18 protein-coding genes and 3 tRNA genes are annotated in these 22,426 nt (G+C 60.3%); 5 read left to right on the top strand and 16 right to left on the bottom strand.

Translation table 11 applies throughout. The features are described 5' to 3' along the window. Positions 1-14: 14 nt before the first annotated feature. The 3 genes from A6A03_RS04190 to A6A03_RS04180 form a co-directional block, all read right to left on the bottom strand. Complete coding sequence (locus tag A6A03_RS04190; RefSeq protein ID WP_066783847.1) at positions 15-788, bottom strand: FHA domain-containing protein; 774 nt, start codon at positions 786-788, stop codon at positions 15-17. Between the two features lie 105 nt (positions 789-893). Then, the gene (locus A6A03_RS04185) at positions 894-1,970 is read right to left on the bottom strand and encodes an STAS domain-containing protein (protein WP_066783845.1); all 1,077 of its coding nucleotides are present in this window, start codon (positions 1,968-1,970) and stop codon (positions 894-896) included. A 134-nt stretch (positions 1,971-2,104) separates the two neighbouring features. Next, positions 2,105-3,034 carry a methionyl-tRNA formyltransferase gene (locus tag A6A03_RS04180; RefSeq protein ID WP_066783843.1) on the bottom strand — a complete coding sequence of 310 codons (930 nt, stop codon included), beginning with the start codon at positions 3,032-3,034 and terminating at the stop codon, positions 2,105-2,107. A gap of 65 nt (positions 3,035-3,099) precedes the next feature. Between A6A03_RS04180 and A6A03_RS04175 the strand changes: the two genes are divergently transcribed. Then, positions 3,100-3,402 carry an oxidative damage protection protein gene (locus tag A6A03_RS04175; protein ID WP_066783841.1) on the top strand — a complete coding sequence of 101 codons (303 nt, stop codon included), beginning with the start codon at positions 3,100-3,102 and terminating at the stop codon, positions 3,400-3,402. Between the two features lie 33 nt (positions 3,403-3,435). Here the strand turns inward: A6A03_RS04175 and A6A03_RS04170 are convergent, their stop codons facing one another. The 8 genes from A6A03_RS04170 to A6A03_RS04140 form a co-directional block, all read right to left on the bottom strand. Next, positions 3,436-4,686 carry an ATP-grasp domain-containing protein gene (locus A6A03_RS04170; protein WP_066783840.1) on the bottom strand — a complete coding sequence of 417 codons (1,251 nt, stop codon included), beginning with the start codon at positions 4,684-4,686 and terminating at the stop codon, positions 3,436-3,438. A gap of 15 nt (positions 4,687-4,701) precedes the next feature. Next, positions 4,702-4,917, bottom strand: a complete 216-nt coding sequence (locus A6A03_RS20730) for a hypothetical protein (RefSeq protein WP_216636338.1) — start codon at positions 4,915-4,917, stop codon at positions 4,702-4,704. After that, positions 4,902-6,215: a class I SAM-dependent methyltransferase gene (locus A6A03_RS04165; RefSeq protein ID WP_216636337.1), complete on the bottom strand. Its 1,314-nt coding sequence runs from the start codon at positions 6,213-6,215 to the stop codon at positions 4,902-4,904. Before A6A03_RS04165 ends, A6A03_RS20730 begins: the two co-directional genes overlap by 16 nt. 468 nt (positions 6,216-6,683) lie before the next feature. Continuing rightward, positions 6,684-8,069 carry a CUAEP/CCAEP-tail radical SAM (seleno)protein gene (locus A6A03_RS04160; protein WP_066783839.1) on the bottom strand — a complete coding sequence of 462 codons (1,386 nt, stop codon included), beginning with the start codon at positions 8,067-8,069 and terminating at the stop codon, positions 6,684-6,686. Between the two features lie 610 nt (positions 8,070-8,679). Next, entirely contained in the window at positions 8,680-9,606 is a 927-nt protein-coding gene (locus A6A03_RS04155; RefSeq protein ID WP_066783838.1) for a transglutaminase family protein, read from the bottom strand. 33 nt (positions 9,607-9,639) lie between these two features. After that, a complete protein-coding gene (locus A6A03_RS04150) occupies positions 9,640-10,593 on the bottom strand; it encodes an alpha-E domain-containing protein (protein WP_066783837.1) in 954 nt (317 codons plus the stop codon). Between the two features lie 21 nt (positions 10,594-10,614). Further along, positions 10,615-12,081, bottom strand: a complete 1,467-nt coding sequence (locus A6A03_RS04145; RefSeq protein ID WP_066783836.1) for a circularly permuted type 2 ATP-grasp protein — start codon at positions 12,079-12,081, stop codon at positions 10,615-10,617. 303 nt (positions 12,082-12,384) lie between these two features. Then, positions 12,385-13,269 carry an acyl-CoA desaturase gene (locus tag A6A03_RS04140; RefSeq protein ID WP_066783835.1) on the bottom strand — a complete coding sequence of 295 codons (885 nt, stop codon included), beginning with the start codon at positions 13,267-13,269 and terminating at the stop codon, positions 12,385-12,387. A 255-nt stretch (positions 13,270-13,524) separates the two neighbouring features. Here A6A03_RS04140 and A6A03_RS04135 point away from each other — a divergent pair. Beyond that, positions 13,525-13,601, top strand: a tRNA-Glu gene (locus tag A6A03_RS04135). 2 nt (positions 13,602-13,603) lie between these two features. Then, a tRNA-Asp gene (locus tag A6A03_RS04130) sits at positions 13,604-13,679 on the top strand. A 604-nt stretch (positions 13,680-14,283) separates the two neighbouring features. Here A6A03_RS04130 and A6A03_RS04125 read toward each other — a convergent pair. Genes A6A03_RS04125 through A6A03_RS04115 form a run of 3 tightly spaced genes read right to left on the bottom strand, consistent with a single transcriptional unit; the run spans position 14,284 to position 17,910 of the window. Next, on the bottom strand, positions 14,284-15,489 hold the full coding sequence (locus tag A6A03_RS04125; protein WP_245668819.1) for a S41 family peptidase: 1,206 nt from the start codon (positions 15,487-15,489) through the stop codon (positions 14,284-14,286). 60 nt (positions 15,490-15,549) lie between these two features. Beyond that, a complete protein-coding gene (locus A6A03_RS04120; RefSeq protein ID WP_245668830.1) occupies positions 15,550-16,617 on the bottom strand; it encodes a M42 family metallopeptidase in 1,068 nt (355 codons plus the stop codon). Positions 16,618-16,641: 24 nt separating this feature from the next. Continuing rightward, positions 16,642-17,910 (bottom strand): CCA tRNA nucleotidyltransferase, encoded by a 1,269-nt coding sequence (locus A6A03_RS04115; RefSeq protein ID WP_066783829.1) that lies wholly within the window; start codon positions 17,908-17,910, stop codon positions 16,642-16,644. 663 nt (positions 17,911-18,573) lie between these two features. Here A6A03_RS04115 and A6A03_RS04110 point away from each other — a divergent pair. Together A6A03_RS04110 and A6A03_RS04105 are read left to right on the top strand one after the other, a co-directional pair. Continuing rightward, positions 18,574-18,650 (top strand) — tRNA-Val (locus tag A6A03_RS04110). Positions 18,651-18,670: 20 nt separating this feature from the next. Further along, positions 18,671-19,678 carry a lamin tail domain-containing protein gene (locus tag A6A03_RS04105; protein WP_066783826.1) on the top strand — a complete coding sequence of 336 codons (1,008 nt, stop codon included), beginning with the start codon at positions 18,671-18,673 and terminating at the stop codon, positions 19,676-19,678. On the opposite strand, the gene A6A03_RS04100 is transcribed toward A6A03_RS04105, so the two are convergent. After that, on the bottom strand, positions 19,656-21,680 hold the full coding sequence (locus A6A03_RS04100; RefSeq protein ID WP_066783825.1) for a sensor histidine kinase: 2,025 nt from the start codon (positions 21,678-21,680) through the stop codon (positions 19,656-19,658). The two genes, A6A03_RS04105 and A6A03_RS04100, sit on opposite strands and share 23 nt — an antisense overlap. Continuing rightward, positions 21,650-22,324 (bottom strand): response regulator transcription factor, encoded by a 675-nt coding sequence (locus tag A6A03_RS04095; protein ID WP_076798214.1) that lies wholly within the window; start codon positions 22,322-22,324, stop codon positions 21,650-21,652. Before A6A03_RS04095 ends, A6A03_RS04100 begins: the two co-directional genes overlap by 31 nt. Positions 22,325-22,426 lie beyond the last annotated feature (102 nt).

Genomic DNA, 22,426 nt, shown 5'->3' with positions numbered 1-22,426 from the left:
TTGGTTTGTTGCGTTCATTCCCCTCGGTTTTTGACCAGCCGCAAGCGCACCGTGGCGCCGAGCCAGATATCCTCGTCGCCAACCGGTGTTGGCGTGTGCGGGCGTAACCGCCGCCGGACGGGGCCGCAAAAGACGCCGGAAGGGCTGGCGAGATCGACGATGTGGGCCTGTTCCGCGGTCAGGATGAGATGCGCATGGCGCAGGGCAATATCTGATCCCAAGACGATAAGATGGCAGGCCGGATCACTGCCGGCGGTGAGCATGCCAGTAGGGAGGGCGATCGCACGTTCGCCCTGTTCGTCGGTAATAGAGGCTTGCCATACGCTCGTAGCCGGTAACTGGGATCGAGACGTCACGGTGTGGCGGGGACGGCGGATGATCCTTGCGCCGAGCAATACTGCGGCAACGACACCGATGCCGAACAGGATGTTCAGCCATTGCGGCAGTAGTGGTGCGGCAATGACGAGCGCGGCGCTTTGGCCGCAGCCGTACACGATCGCTGACGTTGGCAATGCGCCGTCGAATTGTGCGCGCCAGCGCCCCGGCGCCAGTGCGGTGAGGGTTTGCGGGCGCTGTGGCGGCGCTGCTTCCGCCCACACGTGCAGATCGTGCGGATGAACGGGGCAACCAACCAACAGCGCCCATGCTGTGGCCGAGATCTGCTCGACGCCGAGAATGAGGCGAGGCGGGGCAGCGGGCGGAGTTGGGGGGATGGCGTGAGCGGCTGCCAATACTGGCCAAACAATGATCAGCATGAGCAGAGCCAAGAGCGGGGTTCGGCGGCGCATAATAATCTCCTCGCACAGCAATCCTCTCATCATGGAAACCGCGCGAGGAGGGCAAAAGTTGCGCGCTTGGCCAAAAATTCAGCAAAAATCTCCTATCGGCGCGTGCTACACCGCGACGCGCACCAGCACCTCTTGCGGCGAGCGGGCAGTAGCGATGGTGTTCATGTCAATGCCGAGCGTGGTGATGGTTTGAGCGGTGGTGGGGGAAATGCCGGTGATCACCGTTTCACACCCGATCAAGCGCAGCGCTTGGACGGTTTGAATCAAACTTTGCGCGGCCATAGTGTCAAAGGCCGGCACACCAGCGACATCGATCACGACCATGCGCACCCGGCGCGCGCTGACCACATCAAGCAGCCGCTTCAACAACAGTTCGGCGCGTTGGCTATCAATCTGGCCGACGACCGGCGCCAGCAACACATCGCGCCCGATCTCAACCGTGGGTGTTTCAAGTGACTGCACCAGATTGCGCAGCATCTGTTCGGTGGCCTGCAATTGCGCCGTTTGCTGTTCGAGTTGGGCGGCAGATGCCTCAACCTGTTGGGCATGCATCCGCGCGCGGGCCGCTTCAGCCGTGGCTTGCAACGCCAGCCCTTCCATGCGCCGCAACAGATACAAGAATGGCAAGAGGGCAAGCGATGCGGTGGCGAGGTAGACGACCGTGGCGCCAACCCAATCAGAAATGGTGTCTTGTACCGCGAGGTTTTCTGCCGTTACAAAGGTGGCGTTGCCAGAGACATAGATGGCGGCGGTAATGATCATTGTTACGAGCGATATTGCTAACGCACTGATCCCGCCCCGGCTGCCAAAATACACCAGCGCCAGCATGACCACGCCGATCCAGAGCAAACGCCCGCTGCCAGTGAGACCAAAGAAGATCAGCAGAAAGGTCGCCATCGCGCCTAAAATCGTGAGCACGAAAATGGCACGGATGGTCAGGCTAAGCTGGCGGAGGGCGGCCGCAGATACAACTAACACATAGGCAATAGCATAGATGGCGATATAAGGAAGCGCCCGTTCACCCATCGCGTTATAGTCTGACCACGATCCGACGACCAGCGCCAGACCGCCAAGCACAACCAGTACCCAGAGTAGATTGTTGAGAATCTGCAGCCGCCACTGGGCAATCATTGTGCTGGCGTGTTCGGTGGGAGCGATGGTAGGTGGTTGAGGGCTGGACATTCCAATATCTCCGTGACGTCGGGTTGCCTTGGTTGCAAAGTGAGACTTAGGTAAGCACAGGCATGGATCATTCGGCGCTGCCTTGTGCAAACTCGTTGCGCATTGTATCACCATCGTGACCGGATTGACAAATATTAAAAATGAGTTAATCGTACAACCGCTGAGAATTGCGATCGTGAAGCAGGTTTCGTTAGCAGTATTCCATCGTGCAGTTGTAAAGCGATTTGGTCGTTGCTGGTAACGATCGGCCTTGCTTGCTGTTCGCCGGCCAAGTAGGCAGTAGCGTCAGCGATGACAATGGTTTGGCCATCAGCCGTGATGAAGGTGAACGGTTGGCCCCATTCGGCGACGGCGCGCACGAACGCGAATGCGCGTTGGACTGGCCAATCAGCGGTGAAGGTGAAGTCGGCGGCTTGCGGTGCGGGGTAGTAGCTCCCGCCAGCCGGTTGTGGCTGTGGTTGCCAACCCGCGGTGGCGAGATCGGCCAACGCCGCTGGCAGCATCTGCGCGGCAACCCGTCCGGCGAGCGTCTCAATCGCGCTCAGCCGTTCACCGAGTGGTAACTCAAACCATTCCTGCCGCACAATTGGCCCGTGATCAAGTGCTTCGTCCATGAGGTGCAGCGTCATTGCTGTGCGCATCCATCCCAATCGCAGCGCCCAGAAGAGCGGCTCCGGCCCGCGCAGGGCGGGCAACGGCGAGGGATGCACGTTCAGGAAGCCGTGCTGCGGTAGACGCAGCAGGTCAGCCAGAATGCGCCACGGCCAGCAGGCGACCAGCGCCAGATCGATCGGTTGCGCAGCAAGCTGCCCGGCCAGCGCCGGCAGACCGGCCCGCCCGACGGCCCAGCGCGGGATGCCGGCCCGGTCAGCGAGGGTCGCCAGATTCGCTGGCGTTACCACCTCTTGGCGGGTGGTTGGCGTGGCCGGTGGCAGGCGGGTCAGCGCCGGCAGACCCAGTGGCGCCGGGTGAACCAATCCCACCACATCCACCGGCAATTCCAGCAAGCGTTGCACGATGGGCAAGGCCATCGGCCCCGGCATGGCAAAGAGCACGATTCGCATGGCCGACCTTTTCTTTCGGGTATAATGAAGATGGTATCACGCTGGTTTGAAAGAAAGAAAACCCTATGCCGCGCATGGTGAATTGTGTCAAGCTCGGTCGTGAACTGCCCGGCCTCGATCAGCCGCCGTTCCCCGGCCCGCTCGGCCAGCGCATCTACGAGCAGGTCTCGGCGCAGGCGTGGCGGCTGTGGCCGCAGCAAGCGACGCTGATTATCAATCATTATGGTCTCAGTCTTGGCGACCCCAACGCGCAACAAATCCTGATGAAGGCGATGGAGGAGTTCTTCTTCGGTGAGAATGCGCGTATGCCCGAAGGGTGGACTCCGCCATCCGCCGCGCCGGCCAAAGGCGGCCCCCGCCGTAAATAACGGGGCGCAGTAGAGACGCACAGCCGTGCGTCTCTACTGCGCCATCAACGTAATCGCCGGCACAATCGTAAACCGCAACTGGGCATGGGCGGCGCGCAATGCCGCTTCAACCGTGGCCGGATCGGGGCCGCGAGCGAAGATGAAGCCGAGGTAGCTATCGCCTTCGGGCAGCGGGGTTAACGGGTAATTGAGCGGGGCAGTGATTTCGATTGACTCGATGCTGGGAATCGTTTGCGCCGCTTCCACCCCGGAGACCCCGCGCAAGATGCCGGCCTGCGGAATTGGGATCATCATCACGCCGCCGGCTTGGCCGGCCCGGCTGAGCGACTCGATCGGCAAACCGGCGGCTTGGCGCAAGATCAACTCTTCGAGCGGCGCATCGGCGCCGAACCGTAACGTGCGCGAACACAGACCGCCAATGCTGCGATTGGCCAGCTCGATCATCCACGGCCCACGGTCGTTGATACGCAACTCGGCGTGCAGTGGCCCCTGTTCGAGACCAACCGCTCGCGCCGCCGCCGCCGTCACGTCGCAAATCGCGGCTTGGGTCGCTGCCGGCAAGCGTGACGGCGTGACGTAGATCGTCTCTTCAAAGAACGGCCCGTCGAGCGGATCGGGCTTGTCGAACAGCGCCAACACCTGCACCTGCCCGCGGTCGATCAACCCCTCTAGCGCCACTTCAAACCCCGGCACAAACTCCTCGACCAGAAACTCGTGCGTTCCCGGCCCCTCGACCCGGTCAAGCAGCGCCGCCAACCGGCGCGCGGCGGCGACGAATTGGTCGGGGTTATCGGCCCGGATCACGCCACGACTACCGTTGAGCCGCAGCGGTTTGACCACGCAGGGGAAGGGAACGGTTTGGGCTAGCGTGGTGAGGTCATCGGCGGTGGTGCAGAGGCGAAATGCAGGCGAGGGCACGCCAGCGCGAGCAAAGAGTTGGCGCATCAGGTGCTTGTCGCGCGCGGCAGCGGCAGCTTCGGGCCGGTTGAACGGCAGGCCGAGTTCGGCGCAAGCCAGCGCCGCTAACTCAACCCCGCTATCATCAACCGGCAGAATCGCGGTGAGCGGCTGGCCGGCGTGCAACGCACGGATGGCGCGCAGTGCAGCCGGCTGATCGCTGAAGTCAATCAGCAAACGTCCCGGCAACGGGCGGGCCAAGGCCGGCGGCGTATCTTCGGCGACCGTCGCCTGCGCACCGATCCGCTCGGCGGCGGCCAGAAAAGCCGGCAACCGGTACGACGATGGCGTGGTGAGGAGTAATAGGTGCGGGCGGGTGGGTGGCATACGATGCAATTGCGTTTAAAAAAGCAGCCGTTGATAGTTCCCTGTCATGTATTCTACCACCTGCCGTTCGGCTAAAGCGCGGGCGGTAGCACTCTCTTTGCCCAAGATTTGGGCCAACGCCAACAGATTGAGCGAATTGAGCGACTGCGCAGTGATGGGACGCTTGGCATCCCAGAAAATCAAGGCAGACCAAAACTCTTGCGCCGGATCGGACATCACGAGTTCGTACAAGAGATCGCACTCCTCTTCAGAGTCGCACGGAAAGAAATAGCAAGTATCATCAAAAACCACCGGACACCCTTGGTAAGGTGGTACCCTAACAAATTCGAGTTTTTATATAAGCCAGAGATGGCGATCTTCCAAGGAGCAAACGAGTACGATCCCACGCCAAAAATCGAGAAACGGGGACGATTTTTATATATCGAACTCTTACGTTTATCGAGCAAATCCGCGTGGGTGGTCAGATAATGCCACGTTTTCGGGGCATCGACCTGAAGACGGCTTGGATCATCGCTCATGGTTTGTTGGGGGACAACCATCCATAGACGTGGTTGCCGGCGTGCGGCGAGATCAGAACTTTTCAGCAATGGGAAGAGCACGTCAGGTTCAAGATCAACGACCTCACCCAAGCCATTGATGAGCTTGCCATGCTCAACCCGCAGTTCAAAGAGCTGGCTGCTATCGTGCTTGATCCCTGAACGCCAGCCTTTCAGACCAGTGCCGAACAGAGCGCGCCACTTCTGATACAAGGCAAGATCAGCTACTATGACCCCATCTTGCCAACCAAACACACGAGCGGGATAGTGTGTCTGAAGGGTTGAGAAAACGGCGCATTGCTGACTGTTGCCGGCAGGATGGCTATGCACAAGCAGCAGGCAAGCGTCAACTGCGACGCCGAAATATGCGCGCGAATCGAAGTGATACAGCGATGCCGATGCGATTCGCATCCCGCGTTGCCAAGCATACGCGAGCACTTTACGCGCGACGGTCGTTTTGCACAGCACAGCCAGCATGCCGTGCTTGCCATCCAGCCATTCAAGGTTTTTGCGCAACATCCATTCTGAGATGTCAAAATTGCTTTTACCGGTGAGCGCATCAATGCCGCGCAGATGGTCAAGATTCGCTTTCACCGGCGTATTTGCGCTGTTTAGCGTGCTCAATGCCGAATTGGTCACCCATGGCGGATTTCCGATCACGAGCATTGGCTCAGACAATGTGGCAATAAGTGCCTGCCAATCGGTGAGAAAGAAATTAGCTTGATGGATTTCAACCCGTGCTTGTGAACGTATCTTGGCGTAAACGTGTTGCGCCTGTGACACATAGTGCGGGTTTAGCTCAAAACCGAGCACGCGACGCGCGTTAGGAAACGTTTCTAACGCTGCTTGCAGAAATGTCCCTATCCCACACGTTGGTTCCAGAATTGAAGCAGGATCGAATCCGGTCTGCGCAATCAGCCCACAAACTGCTCGCGCTAGCTCCAGCGGCGTCTGAAAATCGCCAAATGCGGTTTTGGAAGGGTGCGTAAGCACCAAGTATCTTTGTTTTTCCAAGCTAAGTTATATCCAGTTGCTCGAAAAAATATGAATAAGTGTATGCTGGTGGGCGAATAGCTCTATTCAAGGCTAAAATGACAATACTTCTGTTTAAGAGTGTTACGAACAGGATTTTGCATTGTGGACAATCGATCCCGTACAGGCATGATGTGCGCTGTCGGGGGAGATTGCTTCGGGTGGCCGGCACACCGCATTGCGGTGTGCCTGTCCACCCTCGCAATGACAGAAGCCAACGTGCGTACTGAGGGGTGCTTGCCCACCCTTGCAATGACAGAAGCCAACGTGCGTACTGAGGAGTGCTTGCCCACCCTTGCAATGACAGAAGCCAACGTGCATGCTGGGGTTTATCTAATTACCCTTGCTATAGCAAAGAATAGTACGAATTACCTACTCTCCTCGCTCACATTACATTGATGTTCAATGCACCAATATCACCCCGCCACCTCACAAATACCGGGCCGCCAATTGCTGATTATTCGGCTCGGCGCAGCAGTACCACGGTTCGCTGAGGCGGGGGATAGGCAAGGATGGCGGGAGGGTAGCCGGGCGCGGCCCCGGCCCGATCACCTGATCGCACAGATCGAGCAGGCGCTGGTAGAAGGCAGTGCGCGACATGCCGCAATGGTCGCCGCATTGGGCCAATTCGAGCACGGCCTGCTGCAACGTGTCCATCGCTGGGTCGGGGTGGCGCCACGGATAGACCAAGCCGGCGGGGTCGAATGGCCTGACCAGCGCGCGCACGTCGGGCAGTTCGAGCAGGCGCGAGCCGGCGGGGATGAGCAGGCGCAGGCCATACTGCACCGGCGCGACGCTTTCGATCAACCCCAATTCGGCGATTCCCAGCAACAGATCGCGATAGATTTGGCGGGTTGTCCACGGCGTAAACGCGACAAACGTCGCGTTGAGGGCAATGTCATTGGCGCGCAGCAGCGCGACGGCGCGGGCGACATCGGCGCGGGTGTGGCGTTTGTCAAAGCGGGCCAGAATCTCGTCATCGAGCGCTTCGACGGCGCTGACCGCCATGATGCAGCCGGTGGCGCGCAGTTCTGGCAGCAGATGGGCGTAGCGCAGAATGTGCTCGACCTTGATCGTCACATCGTAGGTCAGGTCAGGGAACTCGGCGTGCATCGCGCGCACGATCGGCAAGACGTGGCCGGGGCCGTTGAGAAAATCGGGGTCGCCAAAGGTAATGTGGCGCGCGCCGGCAGCCACTTGGGCGCGGATGTCGGCCAGTACCGTTTCGCGGGGCACGACGCGGAAGCGGCCATTGTAGACCGGCACGACCGGGCAATGGCGGCAGAGGTGTTTGCAGCCGCGGGTCGTTTCGGTGTAGCCGGCGAGGCGCGTTTCAGCGCCGTTGATTAAGGTGGCGTACCGGTTGAGCGGCGGCAACCCGCTGCGATCGGGCGGAACGAGATCGAGCCGGTTGAGCGCGATGGCGTCAACGGCGGGTGGACGTTCGCCGGCGGCCAAGCGTTGCCAGATCGTGGTGAGCAGTTCTTCGACTTCGCCGCCGAGGCAGCAATCAGCGCCGGCAGCGCGCAGCATCGCCGCGTTGAGCGGTGCGTAGAGGCCGTAGCAAACGATAAAGGCATTGGGGGCGGCAGCGCGCAGACGTGGTAACAGTTCGAGCGCCAGCCGGGTGGCGGTGTGCATAGGCACTGAAAGAGCAATCAACCCGGCTTCAGCCGCCATTGCCGCGGTCAACGGCGACACACTGGCATCAACGCAGGTCACGGCAGCGCCGGCCCGCCGCAACCATGCCGCGGGCGAGGCGAGGCTCAACGGTTGGTGGCCAAGTTCGTAGGTGGAGATGAGCAAGACGTTCATGTTATCTATTGTACCGCAAGACGGTGTTTGTGTTGCAGAGTGCATCGTGAGGCGCACCACACTCCCCTCTCCCGCGCCAGTTGAGGGACAGACAGAACGTTTGACCGATCACAACCGGAGATCGCTGTGCGATGTCTCAAAGCCCGGTGCTGCACTCCCCATCACCCCTCCCCCAGCGGGGGAGGGACAAGGGGTGAGGGCATCAGCCCGCGCAGCGGGCTTTGTAAGCTTAGCCCGGCCCTTCAGGGCCGGGTGCCGGACTGACCGCCCTTGAACGCGCTAGTGGGAGCGGGGCAAGGGGTGAGGGCATCAGCCCGCGCAGCGGGCTTTGTAAGCTTAGCCCGGCCCTTCAGGGCCGGGTGCCGGACTGACCGCCCTTGAACGCGCTAGTGGGAGAGGGGCAAGGTGTGGGGGCATCAGCCCGCTACGCGGGCTTCGTAAGCCTAGCCCGGCCCTTCAGGGCCGGGTGCCGGACTGTCCGCCCTTGAAGAAGGTAGGCACGGCACACCGCGAGGGCACAGGCACACCGCAGTGTGCCGCTACGGAGGACGTGCGGGGGCGTGCTGCACACCACGGTGTGCCGCTACGGAGGGCGCACTGCTGTGTGCCCCTACTGTTGTTGTAATTCGGCTTGGACGGAGGCGGTGGTGATTTGGGGCAACACTTCGGTTTCGTCGATGTGGACGGCGGTTGGCACCACCTTTACCCCGACTTCGAGCTGGCTAGTCGCTTGGCCGCGATAGATGCCGCGGGTCGGCGGCACGTCGGCGTAGTCGCGGCCAATTGCCACCCGGATATGGCGTTCGCCGGCGATGAGGTTGTTAGTCGGGTCGAAGCCGACCCATCCTACTTCCGGCAAATACGCCTCCACCCATGCATGGGTGGCGTCTTCTTCCGAACGGTCGTGGTCTTCGGTGCGATGGAAGAGGTAGCCGCTGACGTACCGGCACGGAATGCCGATCCGCCGCACGAGCGCAATCATAATGTGGGCGAAGTCTTGGCATACCCCTTTGCGGGCCAACAGCGCCTCGTCAATCGGCGAGTCGACGCGCGTGGTTTGTGGCGCGTAAGCAAAGGTTTGGGCAATGCTATGATTGATCTCGCGCAGCAAGGTCAGCGGATCGGATCGGCGTTCAGCGCCAATTTCACGGGATAGATCGATCAAGGCCGGCGTGGTTTGGATGAAGTGACTGGGCATCAAGAAATCCCAGAACTCGTCATCGGTAGATAGCTGATCGAGCGCCAGCCATGCGGTGCCATCGAGCCGGTCGGGCAGTGGCGGCGGCGGTGTGAGTTGGACGATGGATTCGGCGATGATCAGCAATTGCCGGTGGGCCGCCGCGACATCGAAGTGGTAGACTTCGTTGCCGAGCCAGTCGTGGTAGTGATTAATGCGCGCGAACGGGGCGGTGGTGAGGCGGAACTCGATCAGACGCTGCGTTCCCTCATTACGGGGACACATCCGCACTTCGGTCTGGCTTTCGGTGACCGGCGCGCTATAGCGAAAGCGCGTCTTATGCAGGATCGAATAGTACATAGGGTGACGCCGGCTCAGCGCTCCAACAGTGCGCTACCGGAGTAGCGCCTGCTCGATCGGATAGGTAATATACGCTTGATAGATCGCTTCGTGAATGGCGGTGCATTGCTGCCGGATCTGCCGCAAGAACAGCGGCAAATCACCGGCAATGATCTCATCGACTTGCCCATAATCAAGTTGAGCGCGCAACCGGCCCGCCAGCCGCTCGGCCCTACCGGCGTGGCGTCCGCCGGCAAGTTGCGAGATCTGTTCGAGACTATCTTGCAGTTGGTCGGCGGCAAACCGGATCGAGCGCGGGCTTTCAGCGTTCAACAAGAGAAATTCAGCAATCTGGGCCGGTTGCACATCGGCAGTGTAGACTTTGCAATACGCCTCGAAGGCGGTACAACTTTTGAGCAGCACCACCCAGTCGATCGAGTCAATGGCGCTCTCTTCACCGTTGAGGTAGGGCTGAAAGAAGACTTCGAGCAGCAAGGTGGTGGCCCAGATCCGTTCGAGATAGCGTCCGACTTGAATGAAGCGCCAACCCTCGCCGTGGTTCATGGTGGCGTCGGTAATGCCTTGGATGAGGTGCAACCGCTCTTTGACCATCTGATAAAACTCGACCGGCTCGTCGTGCCAGATCTGCTCGATGGTTGCGGCGCGCATGCGCAGGTAGAGCTGGTTAATGTGCTCCCACATCTCCGAGCTGATCTGCTCGCGCACTTGGCGGGCATTTTCGCGCGCCAACGTGATGCACGACACCAGTGAAGCAGGGTTAGCGGCGTCGGTAGTGAGCAGGCGGGTGATAGCCTGCGGATCGTCGAGACCGGTCTCTGGCGGTTCGACGTGCAGCGCGGCGAGCAGCCGGCCCCAGCGCGGCGCAATCGCCTGCGGCGTCTGATCGAGGATCTGGGTGAGGCCAACCCCGATCAGGCGCGCCGTATGCTCGGTGCGCTCAAGGTAACGGCTCATCCAATAGAGACTGTCAGCAACTCGTGAGAGCATAGATGATCCTGCCGGATAGTATCAATACAACACCCACGTATCCTTACTACCGCCGCCTTGCGACGAATTGACCACCAGCGAACCGCGCCGGAGGGCAACGCGGGTCAACCCGCCGGGCACAATCGTGGTGGCCTCGCCGTCGAAGAGGATGAACGGGCGCAGATCGACGTGGCGCGGTTCGATCATGCCATCGATAAAACACGGCGCGCACGAGAGTTGCAGGGTCGGCTGCGCGATATAGTTGCGCGGATTGGCACGGATGCGTTCGGCGAATTGAGCTTGCTGCTCGCGGGTGCTGTGCGGGCCGATCAGCATATCGTAGCCGCCCGACTCACCGACTGCCTTGACCACCAATTCATCCAAGTGTTCGAGCACATACGTGCGTTCGTCTGGCCGGTCGCACAGATAGGTCGGCACATTGGGCAAGATCGGTTCTTCGCCGAGGTAATAGCGAATGATCGCCGGCACATAGGCATAGATCGCCTTATCATCGGCGACGCCGGTGCCAATCGCGTTGGCCAGCACGACGTTGCCGGCGCGGTAGGCATTGAGCAAGCCGGGCACGCCGAGTACCGAATCAGGCCGGAAGACCATCGGGTCGAGAAAATCGTCATCGATCCGGCGGTAGATCACGTCAACCCGCCGCAAGCCGCCGGTGGTGCGCATATAGACCACATTATCGTGGGCGAGCAGGTCGCGCCCTTCGACCAGCTCGATCCCCATCTGGCGGGCAAGGAAGGTGTGTTCAAAGTAGGCTGAATTAAAGACGCCGGGGGTGAGCAACGCAATCGTTGGTTCAGGCCGGTGGTCGGGGGCCAAGGCGCGCAAGGTGGCAAGCAACGCCTGCCCGTAATGGTCGATCGGGCGCACCCCATGCGCGCCGAACAGGCGCGGAAAGGCGCGTTTCATCACTGCCCGGTTGGTCAGCATATAGCTGACGCCGCTCGGCACGCGCAGATTATCTTCGAGCACCACGAACTGGCCATCGGGCAAACGCACCAGATCGGTACCGACAATTGCAGTGTAGACGCCGCGCGGGACGGGCAAGCCGCGCATCTCGCGCCGGTAATGGCGGCAACTGTAGACCAGCTCGCGGGGAATGACGCCATCGCGCAGAATCTGCTGATCGTGGTAAATATCGCGCAAGAAGTGATTGAGCGCGATAATGCGCTGGCTTAAACCGCGCTCGATCTGCTGCCATTCGTCAGCGGTGATGATGCGGGGTATCAGGTCGTAGGGGAAGACCCGTTCGGTACCGGATTCGTTGCCATAGACCGTAAAGGTAATCCCCTGATTGAGGAAGGTCAGATCAGCGTAGCGTTGTCGCTGCTGCAATTCTTCCCGGCTCAGCGCGCTGAGGCGGCGGGCCAATTCAGCATACGCCGGACGCACGCTGCCGTCTGGCGCAAACATCTCGTCGTAAGCGCCAGTTAAGGTGTACTGTTCAAATGGCGGTTGGCCAACAAGCGGAATGGTGGCGTCGGGCATACTCGTCGCATATATCTTCAACAGAGTGATTGCGCCCGGCCAGCCGTGGGCAACGTTGCCCGATCGTCTTCATTTGCCGGCGTGAAATGATACTGAATATGGTAACGCCGATGGCGCTCTTCGTCAACTAGGAACGGGAGGAGGGAAGCAAGAGAGCTTGCTTATCTGAGCGAACGATATGGAGTGCGGCAGTTTGACTGCCGCACTCCATAGTCGTAGCTTCTTGTTTTTCTTAATGGGATTGCACAGGAGACGTGCGGCAGTTTGACTGCCGCACTCCATAGTCGTAGCGCAACTGCCCAACTAATCGCCCATCACCTCGTGCAAGGCCGGCGTCGCTTGGCGCTTGTGCATATCTTCCGGCTTCACGCGGTACACGTTCCACACCAGCCCCACCTTCTCAAGGGCGCGGATGATATAGGCCGAGATATCGATCTGCCACCAGCGCAGGCCGTGGAAGGCCGAGCGGGGGAAGGCGTGGTGATTATTGTGCCAGCCTTCGCCGAAGGCGAGCAAGCCGACGATGAAGTTGTTGCGGCTCGCATCGCGCGTGTTGTAGTCGCGGCGGCCAAAGGTATGGCAAATCGAATTCACGCTCCACGTGATATGGTGGGTGAGGAAGATCCGCACCAAACCGCCCCAGATCAGGCCGCTCCACCCCGCGATCAGGGTCGGGATCAGAATGCCGAGCGCCGCCCACAGATACCACGTTTTGCTCACCCAGACGATGGTTGGATCCTTCAGCAGCCACTTGCCGTACATTTCGATGTTATTTTTGTGGGTGAACAGCCAGCCCACGTGCGAATGCCACAAGCCTTCGAGCGGGCTATGCGGATCCTCTTCGTCGTCGGAATGGGCATGGTGCTGGATGTGGGTCGAAGCCCACGAAATCGGGTCGCCTTCTAGCGCCATACACCCCATAATCAAAAAGAGCGCCTTCAGCGGGCGCGAAGTTTCAAAGCTCTTGTGGGTGAGCATGCGGTGAAAGCCGATGGTGATGCCGAGACCGGAAATAACGTACAACCCGAGCATCAAGGTGACATCGAGCCAATCAACATACTGCTGCCAGAGCATGACCATCGCGTAGATGGTGCCAAGGAAGGGTAACAGCACAATTAACAAAACCACAAATTTTTCGAGCGGTGATTTTTCCAGTTTTGGTTCGGTGGCGGGAACAGTGCGAGCCATAGCGAAACACTCCTTGCCGGTAACGAAATTTGTTCGACCTATCACAAGAATAGAATGCGATGAGGATGGCTAGAAGTAGCTACCGGCTAATCTGCGGTCACGTGTTTGGATAGAATGGGGATGACTGGAGTAATGGGGCGGGTAGGGGCAACGCACGCGTTGCCTACGCATGCGTTGCCCCTACCCGCCACGCCCATGGGCCGATTTGCATTATTTCCAAACCTGTGGTATACTCCCAAGCGTGTTGAGCGGGTTGGCCCCATCGTCTAGCGGCCTAGGACGCCACCCTCTCAAGGTGGAGATCGCGGGTTCGAATCCCGCTGGGGTCACCAATGGGCCCGTCGTCTAGCGGTTAGGATGCCACCCTGTCAAGGTGGAGGTCGCGGGTTCGAATCCCGTCGGGCCCGCCAGAAGGCGGAAACAACACCAGCCGGCAATTGCCGGCTGGTGTTGTTTTTAGCGTTGGGTTGGCGAGAGGTTTTTTACCGCAGAGGGCGCAGAGGACGCGGAGGGTGAGACTCGTACCCAACCTCTCTGCGCCTTTGCGCGCTTGGCGGCTCGGCGGAGCCGGACGGCCCGTTCGGCTCTACTGTGGCTTGCGGCTGGTGCTGTTGGCCCCCACCCCCTAAACCCCTTCCCCGCTGGGGCGGGAATAGCCACAAAAAGACACAAGAAGCACAAAAAAGACCGCAGAGGGCGAGGGTTATTCCAACTCCCTTTGCGCCCTCTGCGTGCTTTGCGGCTTTGCGTTACGAATCTCTGCGCCTTTACCCCCTTTGCGGCTTGACGGTTGCCCCCACCCCCTAAACCCCTCCCCCGCTGGGGCGGGGAATAGCTACAAAAAGACACAAGAAGCACAAAAAAGACCGCAGAGGTCGCAGAGGGCGAGGGTTATTCCAACTCCCTTTGCGCCCTCTGCGTGCTTTGCGCCTTTGCGTTTAAGAATCTCTGCGGCTTTGCTCGCTTTGCGGCTTTGGGGGAGCCGGACAGCCGTCCGGCTCTACTGCGCTGCTTCTACTCGCGTTGGAGGGCGGCAATGGCTGCCAACAGTTGCACATCGCCGCTCGCAGCCAACGCTTCGGCGCTCAGGTTGCGCGCTTCGGCTGGCAGCAAGATCGGCGCGTCAAGCGGCTGGGCCACCGCCTGATCCGGTTCGATGCCTTTGCCGCGAATTTGGCGACCCGCCGGCGTTCGCCACTCTTGCGTGCCGAGCAGCAGTTGCGCCCCGCCGCTCAGTCGAAACGGGGTGAGGACGGTACCGGTACCGACTGTTGTTTCCCCCACCAAAACCGCTCTGCCGGCATCTTGCAACGCGCCGGCCAGAATCTCGGCGGCGCTGGCCGAACCGCCGTTGATCAGCACGACCAGCGGCAGATCTTGGGCAATGCCCGCTGCGCGGGTGGTGGTCACGCGCTGCGAGCCATCACGGTTGCGTTCGATCAGTACCGGTGTGTCTGCCGGCAAAAATTCGCCGGCAATGGTGATCAAGGCGCTGAGCAACCCGCCCGGATTGTTGCGCAGATCGAGTATCAGCCGCTGCGCGCCGGCAGCTTTGGCTTCGGTGAGCGCTTTGCGCAAGCCGCTGGCTGCCTGCTCGTCGAACGAGGTGATACGGATGAGGGCGATCTGATTGGGCAGCATCGCCCAACTGACGCTTGGCGCAGTGATTTTGGCCCGCGTGATGGTAAACCGCAACGGCTCGGTATCAGGCCGGCTTACTTCAAGCGTAACCGGCGTGCCGGCTGGGCCACGCACTCGCGCCACTAATTGATCGATCGTCCAGCCATCAACGGCAGCACCATCAACCGACAAGATGCGGTCGCCGGCGCGGAGACCGGAAGCAGCGGCTGGCGATCCCTCGATCAGTGACAAAATCAGCAATGTACCATTGCGCTCACCGACGTAAATACCAATGCCTTCAAACTCGCCGCTGAGCGACTCTTGCCATTGGGCGGCCTCAGCGGCGGTGAGAAAGCGGGTATGGCCTTCGTCGCCGAGCGTTGCCAGCATGCCATCGACGGCGCCTTCGAGCATGCGGGCCGGGTCGGCGGCAGCCGGATCAACGTACCGTTCGCGGGCTAAACGCCACACATCCCAAAAGACGGCAAAGTCAGCGCAGATGGTTTCGGTTTCAGGGCAGGCGCTGACGGTTTGGGGCCGGCTGAGCCAGATGCCGAGCCAGATGCCGCCGCTGAGGCCGCCGATCAGTGTTATGAACAAGAAAAAGCCCGTTACCCAAAGCGGGAGGCGAACCTGAAGGATGCGTATGAAGGCCATCGCTTACATCCCCGTTTGTAGCCGCTGCACGGTCTCGTTATCGAGCCGGCGAATCAGTGCCAAGAGTAATTGCACCGTTTGCTCGATGTCGCGGCGATGAACGATTGCTGATGCCGAGTGGATATAGCGCACCGGCGGCCCGATGACCACGGTGGGTACGCCGCTGCCAAAGATGTGCATCCTGCCGCCGTCGGTGCCGCCGCCGGGCATGAGATCGAACTGGAGTGGAATGCCTTCTTCGGCAGCGACATCGATCACGAGATGGCGCAGACCGGCGTGCGCGATCATCGAACCGTCGATCAAGAGGATGGCCGGCCCCTGACCAAGCCGGCTCATAGCGTCATCGGCGCCGACGCCGGGCATATCGCCGGCGATGGCGGTGTCGATCGCGAAGCCGATGTCGGGTTTGGTGATATAGGTCGTGGTAGCCGCGCCGCGCAAACCAACTTCTTCTTGAGCGTTGCCGATGCCGAAGACAATATTGGGGTGTTGTTCGCCGGCCAAGCGACGTAACGTCTCGACTACAATCGCACAGCCAACCCGGTTATCCCACGCTTTGGCCAGCAGCAGATCGGGGTTGCGCATCGGGGTGAATGGCCCCACCGGCACGACGGGATCGCCGGGACGCACCCCCCACGCCACCGCCTCATCACGCGAAGCAGCGCCGATATCAATGTACATCGCCTTCTTGTCAACCAGCCGGGTACGTTCATCGTTGCCCAAAATGTGCGGCGGTTTGACGCCGATCACGCCGATGATTGGGCCGGAGCGAGTATGCACTTCGACGCGCAACCCTAACAACACGTGATCCCACCAGCCTCCCAGCGGTTGAAACTTGAGAAAGCCATCATCGGTAATGCGCGTGACCATCAGGCCGATTTCGTCGAGGTGGGCGGCCAGCGCGATGCGCGGGCCATCGGTGAGGCCGGTGCGGCGGGCAATAATGCTGCCCAAATGGTCGATCTCAATCTCGCTGATTGGCTCAAGATAGCGGCGCATCACCTCACGCACCGGCCCTTCGTAGCCGGAAGGGCCGGGAGCTTCGGTTAAGTCTCGCAACAGTTGCAGCATCGCATCCACAGATGTTTCCTTTGTTCAACTCGATGAAGCGGCTAATTGTTGTCGCACCCATTGTTCAGCGGCAATGCGATCGGTAATCAAACCATCGAGTGCAGCGGCGCGCAGATCACGCAATAACCGGCCCAGTTGCGGCCCCGGCGCTACTCCCAATTCACGCAAATCATCGCCGTTGAGCGGCGGACGCAGGAAGCGCCATTCGCGCAGATAGCGCGCCGTGAGCTGCGGAATGGGTGTATCTGTCGCGTAGTGTAGCACAGCGATAGTCGCGACGCTATACGGTTGTAATATGTGGTCAAGTTCGCTTGGGCTAGCGGCAGCGGTGATGGCAGCGGTCAAGCGACGTAATCGGATGAGTTCGTTGATCAGGTCGCGAATGGTGGCCGGGAGATGGTAGCGTTGCAGAACCATTGCCAGCTCAGCGTCGCTGAGGTCGTAGAGCAGCAATCCGGCGATCACCACCTCAGCCGGCGCGAGCGGAGCAATACCGTACTCGTCGCGGCGATAGCGCGCCAAGCGATCAGCGAGCGCCGGCGTCCAATGCAAACCGGGGATGAGCTGGTGGGTCATGCCCCAGCGGTCGGCTAGCGCCACCACCGCTGCCGGATCGGGTTCAGCGAGGGTCAGGCACAATTCGGTCTGGATCCGTTCTGGCGTCAATAGCGCCAAGTATCCTGCCTTTAGCGCATCGGCGATCTGAGCCGCGGTCGCTTCATCGGGGGTGAGATTGAGGCGGGAAGCGAGGCGCACGCCGCGCAACAGACGGGTCGGGTCATCACGCAGACTTTGGCTATGCAAGAGACGCAGCCGGCGATCGGCGAGATCAGCGACGCCGCCGAGCGGGTCGAACAGCGGCATCGGCACGAGCCGGCCATGTTCGGCTGCCAATCTGATGGCCATCGCATTAATGCTATAGTCGCGGCGATGGAGATCGAGGGCAATCGGCGCCGGTTGCACTTCCGGCAAGACTGCCGGATGCGGGTAGCGTTCGGTGCGGGTCTGTGCAAGGTCGATCACCCATTGATCGACAACGATGGTTACCGTGCCAAATGGCAGATGGCGGGCAGCGATCTGGCCGCCCCATGCTTCGGCCAAGATGGACGCCAGTTGGTTCACATCGCCCTCGACGGCCAAGTCAATATCGCGCCCGATAGGTAATTCGAGCAACAGGTCGCGCACGACCCCGCCAACAAGCCAGATGGTGGCATCAATGGTTGGCGCGATCTCGGCGGCGCGGGCCAGCAGGTGCTGTAAGGCCGGATCGAGGCGGAAGATGAGATCATTCATACGATGAGGTTTGGCATTGCCGCAAAAACGCGAAAACGTTCGGGATCATAGCGGGTTGTGCTGTAACGGTTGCTGTGAATGGACGTATGATGGTATCTATAACATTATAGTGGTCTTTGCTGAAAGTAAGCGTAGTTTGCTGATATTTTCTCGTCAGTGCGAGCCGCCGCAGGCGGCGACGCAATCTCCTGCGAGCACGGAGACACCCCGCACAGGCATTGCGTGCCGCTGACGGGGGAGATTGCTTCGGTCGGGCGGCCCTGCGCTGCGCTAGGGCCGCCACTCCCTCGCAATGACAAGAAGGGTGCGGTTTGTCCCGTTGTTGTCAACATGCCCTGCCGCCGCTCCCCCTCTGTCCTTGCGAGCCGCCGCTTACCCTCTATCTTTGCGAGCCGCCGCAGGCGGCGAAGCAATCCCCCGCGAGTACGGACGATGATCGCTCAGGCATTGTGTATCGCTGAAGCGGGAGATTGCTTCGGGCGCTGCGCGCCCTCGCAATGACAGGCGGGGTGGGGGAGGCGCCTGAACAGGCATGCACTCCGCTGACGGGGGAGATTGCTTCGGTCGGGCGGCCCTGTGCTGCGCTAGGGCCGCCACTCCCTCGCAATGACAAAGAGGGCCGCTTGACAGGCCCGGCATTCAATGGTAGGATAAAGCACGCATGGGCGATTAGCTCAGTTGGTTAGAGCGCCACGTTGACATCGTGGAGGTCAGTGGTTCGAATCCACTATCGCCCACCACATCAGTTGTATCACACCCCATGCCACATCAGCACTACCGGTTTTGGATCGTCCTTTTGGCAACGCTGGCTTTGGCCAGTGCTATTGCATTGGCAGCGCAACAGGTGTACGCGCAACCGACCCCCATCGCTTGCCCACGCAACCAAATCGTCACCCTGAGCGGAGCGAATGCGCCGCCGCTGCAAGGGTTGATCGTGTTCTTTGCCGGCCAACCAGTTGGCGGCGGGTTTAGCGATGCGGCGGGCAGTTGGCAGATTCCGCTGCGCACCAACGAACCACCCGGCATCTACCCGGTTGAGGTGCGGGTGCGGGCGAGCCAACAGGTGATCGCCAGTCTGCTATGCTATGTTGAGGTGCCGTTACCGGCGATGGCAACGCTCGTGCCAACCGATACCCCGGTCGCCAGCCAGCCGGATTCGCAACCCTCTCCAACCGCCACCGCAACCAGCATTGCCACTGTACCACGCCCGACGCAAACGCCCACGCCAACCACGCGGGGCACAAGCACGCCCACGCCGGCAGCAGGTGGCACGAGCACGCCCACGCCAACCACGCGGGGCACGAGCACGCTCACGCCAACAGTGGGCAGTACAGTCACACCGGCGCGGGCTACTAGTACGCCCTCCCCTACCGCTACGTCCGGCTCGGCTGGTAGTGTGCCGGCACGCACACCGACATCTGTGCCGGCTGGATTGGCGGTGACGTTGTTGATTGAACCTTACGATCCCAACACGTCAACCACATTAAATGACGAACGTATCACCCTCAGAAGTGAAGAAGACAACGACCTTACGATTGAAGGTTGGCGGATTGTGAATATTTCACGCCCCGAACGGCCTACCTTTACCTTTCCGGCATTTATCCTCCAACCAGAAGTAGACGTCTATCTCTACAGCGGGAGTGGTACGAGCAATCTGGCCACTGGCGATTTTTACTGGAATCAGCGCGCGCCGGTTTGGCGCAGCGGTGACACGGCGCACTTGCTCGATGCGCAAGGCCGGTTGGTTAGCTCGTATCAGGTGCCGTAATGGTGGTGGCTGGAAGGGTGATGGTAAAACAAGCGCCTTGCCCCGGCGCATTGGTGAGCGTGAGATCGCCTTGCATAGCTCGCACTAACTCGAGCGCGATTGCCAAACCAAGACCGGCGCCGCCGGTGGCCCGCGCGCGTGATGTGTCGCCGCGATAAAATCGCTCGAAGACTAGTTCGTGTTCGGCGGGATCAATCCCCGGCCCGGTGTCGATCACGCTGATCGCTACCTGTGTACCCTCACTTTTGGCCATCACCATCACAATGCCTCCCGGCGGGGTATAGCGCAATGCGTTCTGAACAAGGTTGATCATGACTTGTTCCAGCCGCTGGGGGTCGGCCAATATGGGTGGTATCGCTGGTTCAATCTCACACACGACTTCAATCTGATGCAGCCGGCGGGCGAGAGGGGCGTAGGTTGCTATCAAACGCTGGATGAGGGCGCCCACATCGACCTTTGTTCGATCAAGTTTGAGCTGGTGCGCGTCAGCGCGCGCGAGGGTGAACAGATCCTCGATCAGGGTCGAAAGCCGTTGTAGCTCGTGTTCAATCACATGGAGTTCGCGCGCCGGGAGTTGGCCGGCGTAATCTTCGACCAATGCCTCGACCTGCGCGCGCAAGGTGGCGATGGGGTTGCGCAACTCGTGGCTGACGTTTGCGATGAGGCGTTTGTTGGCGGCCAGCAACTGCTCGTTGCGTTCGGCGGCGGCGCGCAGCGCCTGCTCGCGCGCGCGCAATTGGGCGGCCATCGCGTTGAAGTCGGCAGTGAGTTGGCCAACCTCGTCATCACCGGTGGCTAATGGCGTAACTGTCTCGCTCTGGCCGCTGGCGAGCGCGTGGGTGGCAGTAGCCAAGCGCTCAAGTCGCGTCGTGAGGCGGCGGGCAAAGAAGTAGCTGATCGTGAAGGCAATCGGAATGATCAGAGCAATAACAATGGCGATAATACTCCAGCTCAGACTCAGGTTGACCAAGACACTGGCTACCATCCGGCCAAGACTGGCGCCAAGTTGCTCGACCATCCCGATCTGCCGTTCTATCAGCACGAGCCGGTTGGCACTGAGCGGGCAGACCGCAACATCACTCAAACTGCCGGAGCGGGGATAGCCGGTGACACACTGGCCCGTTTGCAGAGCAGCGGCGCGAATGGCTTGGATGGTTTCGGCGATGGCCGGGGGCAGCGGCATGGCCGCTGGGAGTGGCGTTTCACCGGCGCTGGCAATGATCGTGCCGTCGATGGTGAGCACGCTGATCCGGCGCAACCCCCACATTTCTGCGGCTGCAAATGGAGCCGCCTCATCAACCGGTAAGCGGGTGGTATCGTTGTATAAGCCTTCGACCATGGCTTGCACTGCCGGCGGTTCGGCATCATCCGGCAGGGTGGCGAGCGCCTCACGCAGCAAGGTTGCGGCCTGATCCAGCGGCATGACGACCGGGATCGTTCCCAAACTGAAGGCGGCAATGGTGGCAAACATGACCACCGGCATACAGAGATTGGTCAGCGCGGCAATCAATAGCGCGCCAAAAGTCAGTTGCCAGCGCAAATGGCGCCGGCCTAGCGTCCAGATCGTGATCAGGAAGCGGGGCACGCCGGTGGCGCCGAGCGCGAGCAAAAACGCATTGATGATCAGCAGGGCCGGCGATGCGTATGCCGGCAGATCAACCATATCACGCATGAGCAGACTACGCTCATCGAGCCATCCTAGGGTAAGCCATGTGATTGTTCCGGAAAGGATGGCTAACAGGCCGCACCAGAGCACAAATCGCCCAATGCGCACTGGCCATGGAGCGGCGACCGGTTGTAGACGCCAAGCGCCGTAGACATAGGCGATGAGGTTGAGAAAGGCGATTGTATCGGCCAGTAGTGGCCATGTTTTGCCGAAGAACAGATACGGGAGCAGCGCGAGGCCGCTGCCGAGCGCCGCCACCTCGCCGAGCGATTGCCAGAACCCAACCCGGCGCAAGAGGTAGTCTTTTATGGCTCGAAGCGGTATCCCACGCCCCATACCGTGACAATCCGTTCTCCTAGCGCGCCAAGTTTGCGGCGCAAGCGGACAATATGGGTATCGACGGTGCGATCGCTGCCGTCGTACTCGATGCCCCAAATCCGATCAAGCAAGTATGAGCGGCTGAAGCTGCGACCGGGATGGGCGGCGAGCAGGCAGAGGAGGTCAAATTCTTTAACGGTTAATTCAACCGATGTACCGGCGATTGTCACCCGGCGCGCCTCTTGTTCGATCGTGAGATCACCGATCCGAATAAGAGGCGCTGCCGGTGGTTGCCGTAGCAACTCGACTCGGCGTAGAATGGAGTGTACACGAGCTAACAATTCGCGCAAGCTAAATGGCTTGGTGACATAATCATCGGCGCCAATTTCAAGCCCTAGCACCCGATCAACTTCCTCGGAACGCGCTGTCAGCATTAAGACCGGCACTGGCGAACGCTCGCGCAAACGGCGCATAACCGTCAACCCATCGAGACCGGGCAACATCCAATCGAGAATGACTAAATCAATCTGATGTTGTCCGGCTAGCGCTAGCGCAGTTGGGCCATCATAGACGACGAGTGCAGTGTGCCCTTCACTTTCAAGGCGTTGCCGCAACAAGAGGGCTAGTTCGCGTTCGTCTTCGACAATCAGGATGGTGGCCATAATTGCTCGCAGGCTCATTGACGATGGGCAGAGTGCGACAGGCGAACTGTCGCACTCTACAAACCTAATGCCATATTGTGAACGGACGAGCTCCTACAAACC

Origin of the sequence: Chloroflexus islandicus (assembly GCF_001650695.1) — a bacterium.
Classification (GTDB): Bacteria; Chloroflexota; Chloroflexia; order Chloroflexales; family Chloroflexaceae; genus Chloroflexus; species Chloroflexus islandicus.
This window is presented reverse-complemented; position numbering and strand designations above follow the sequence as displayed.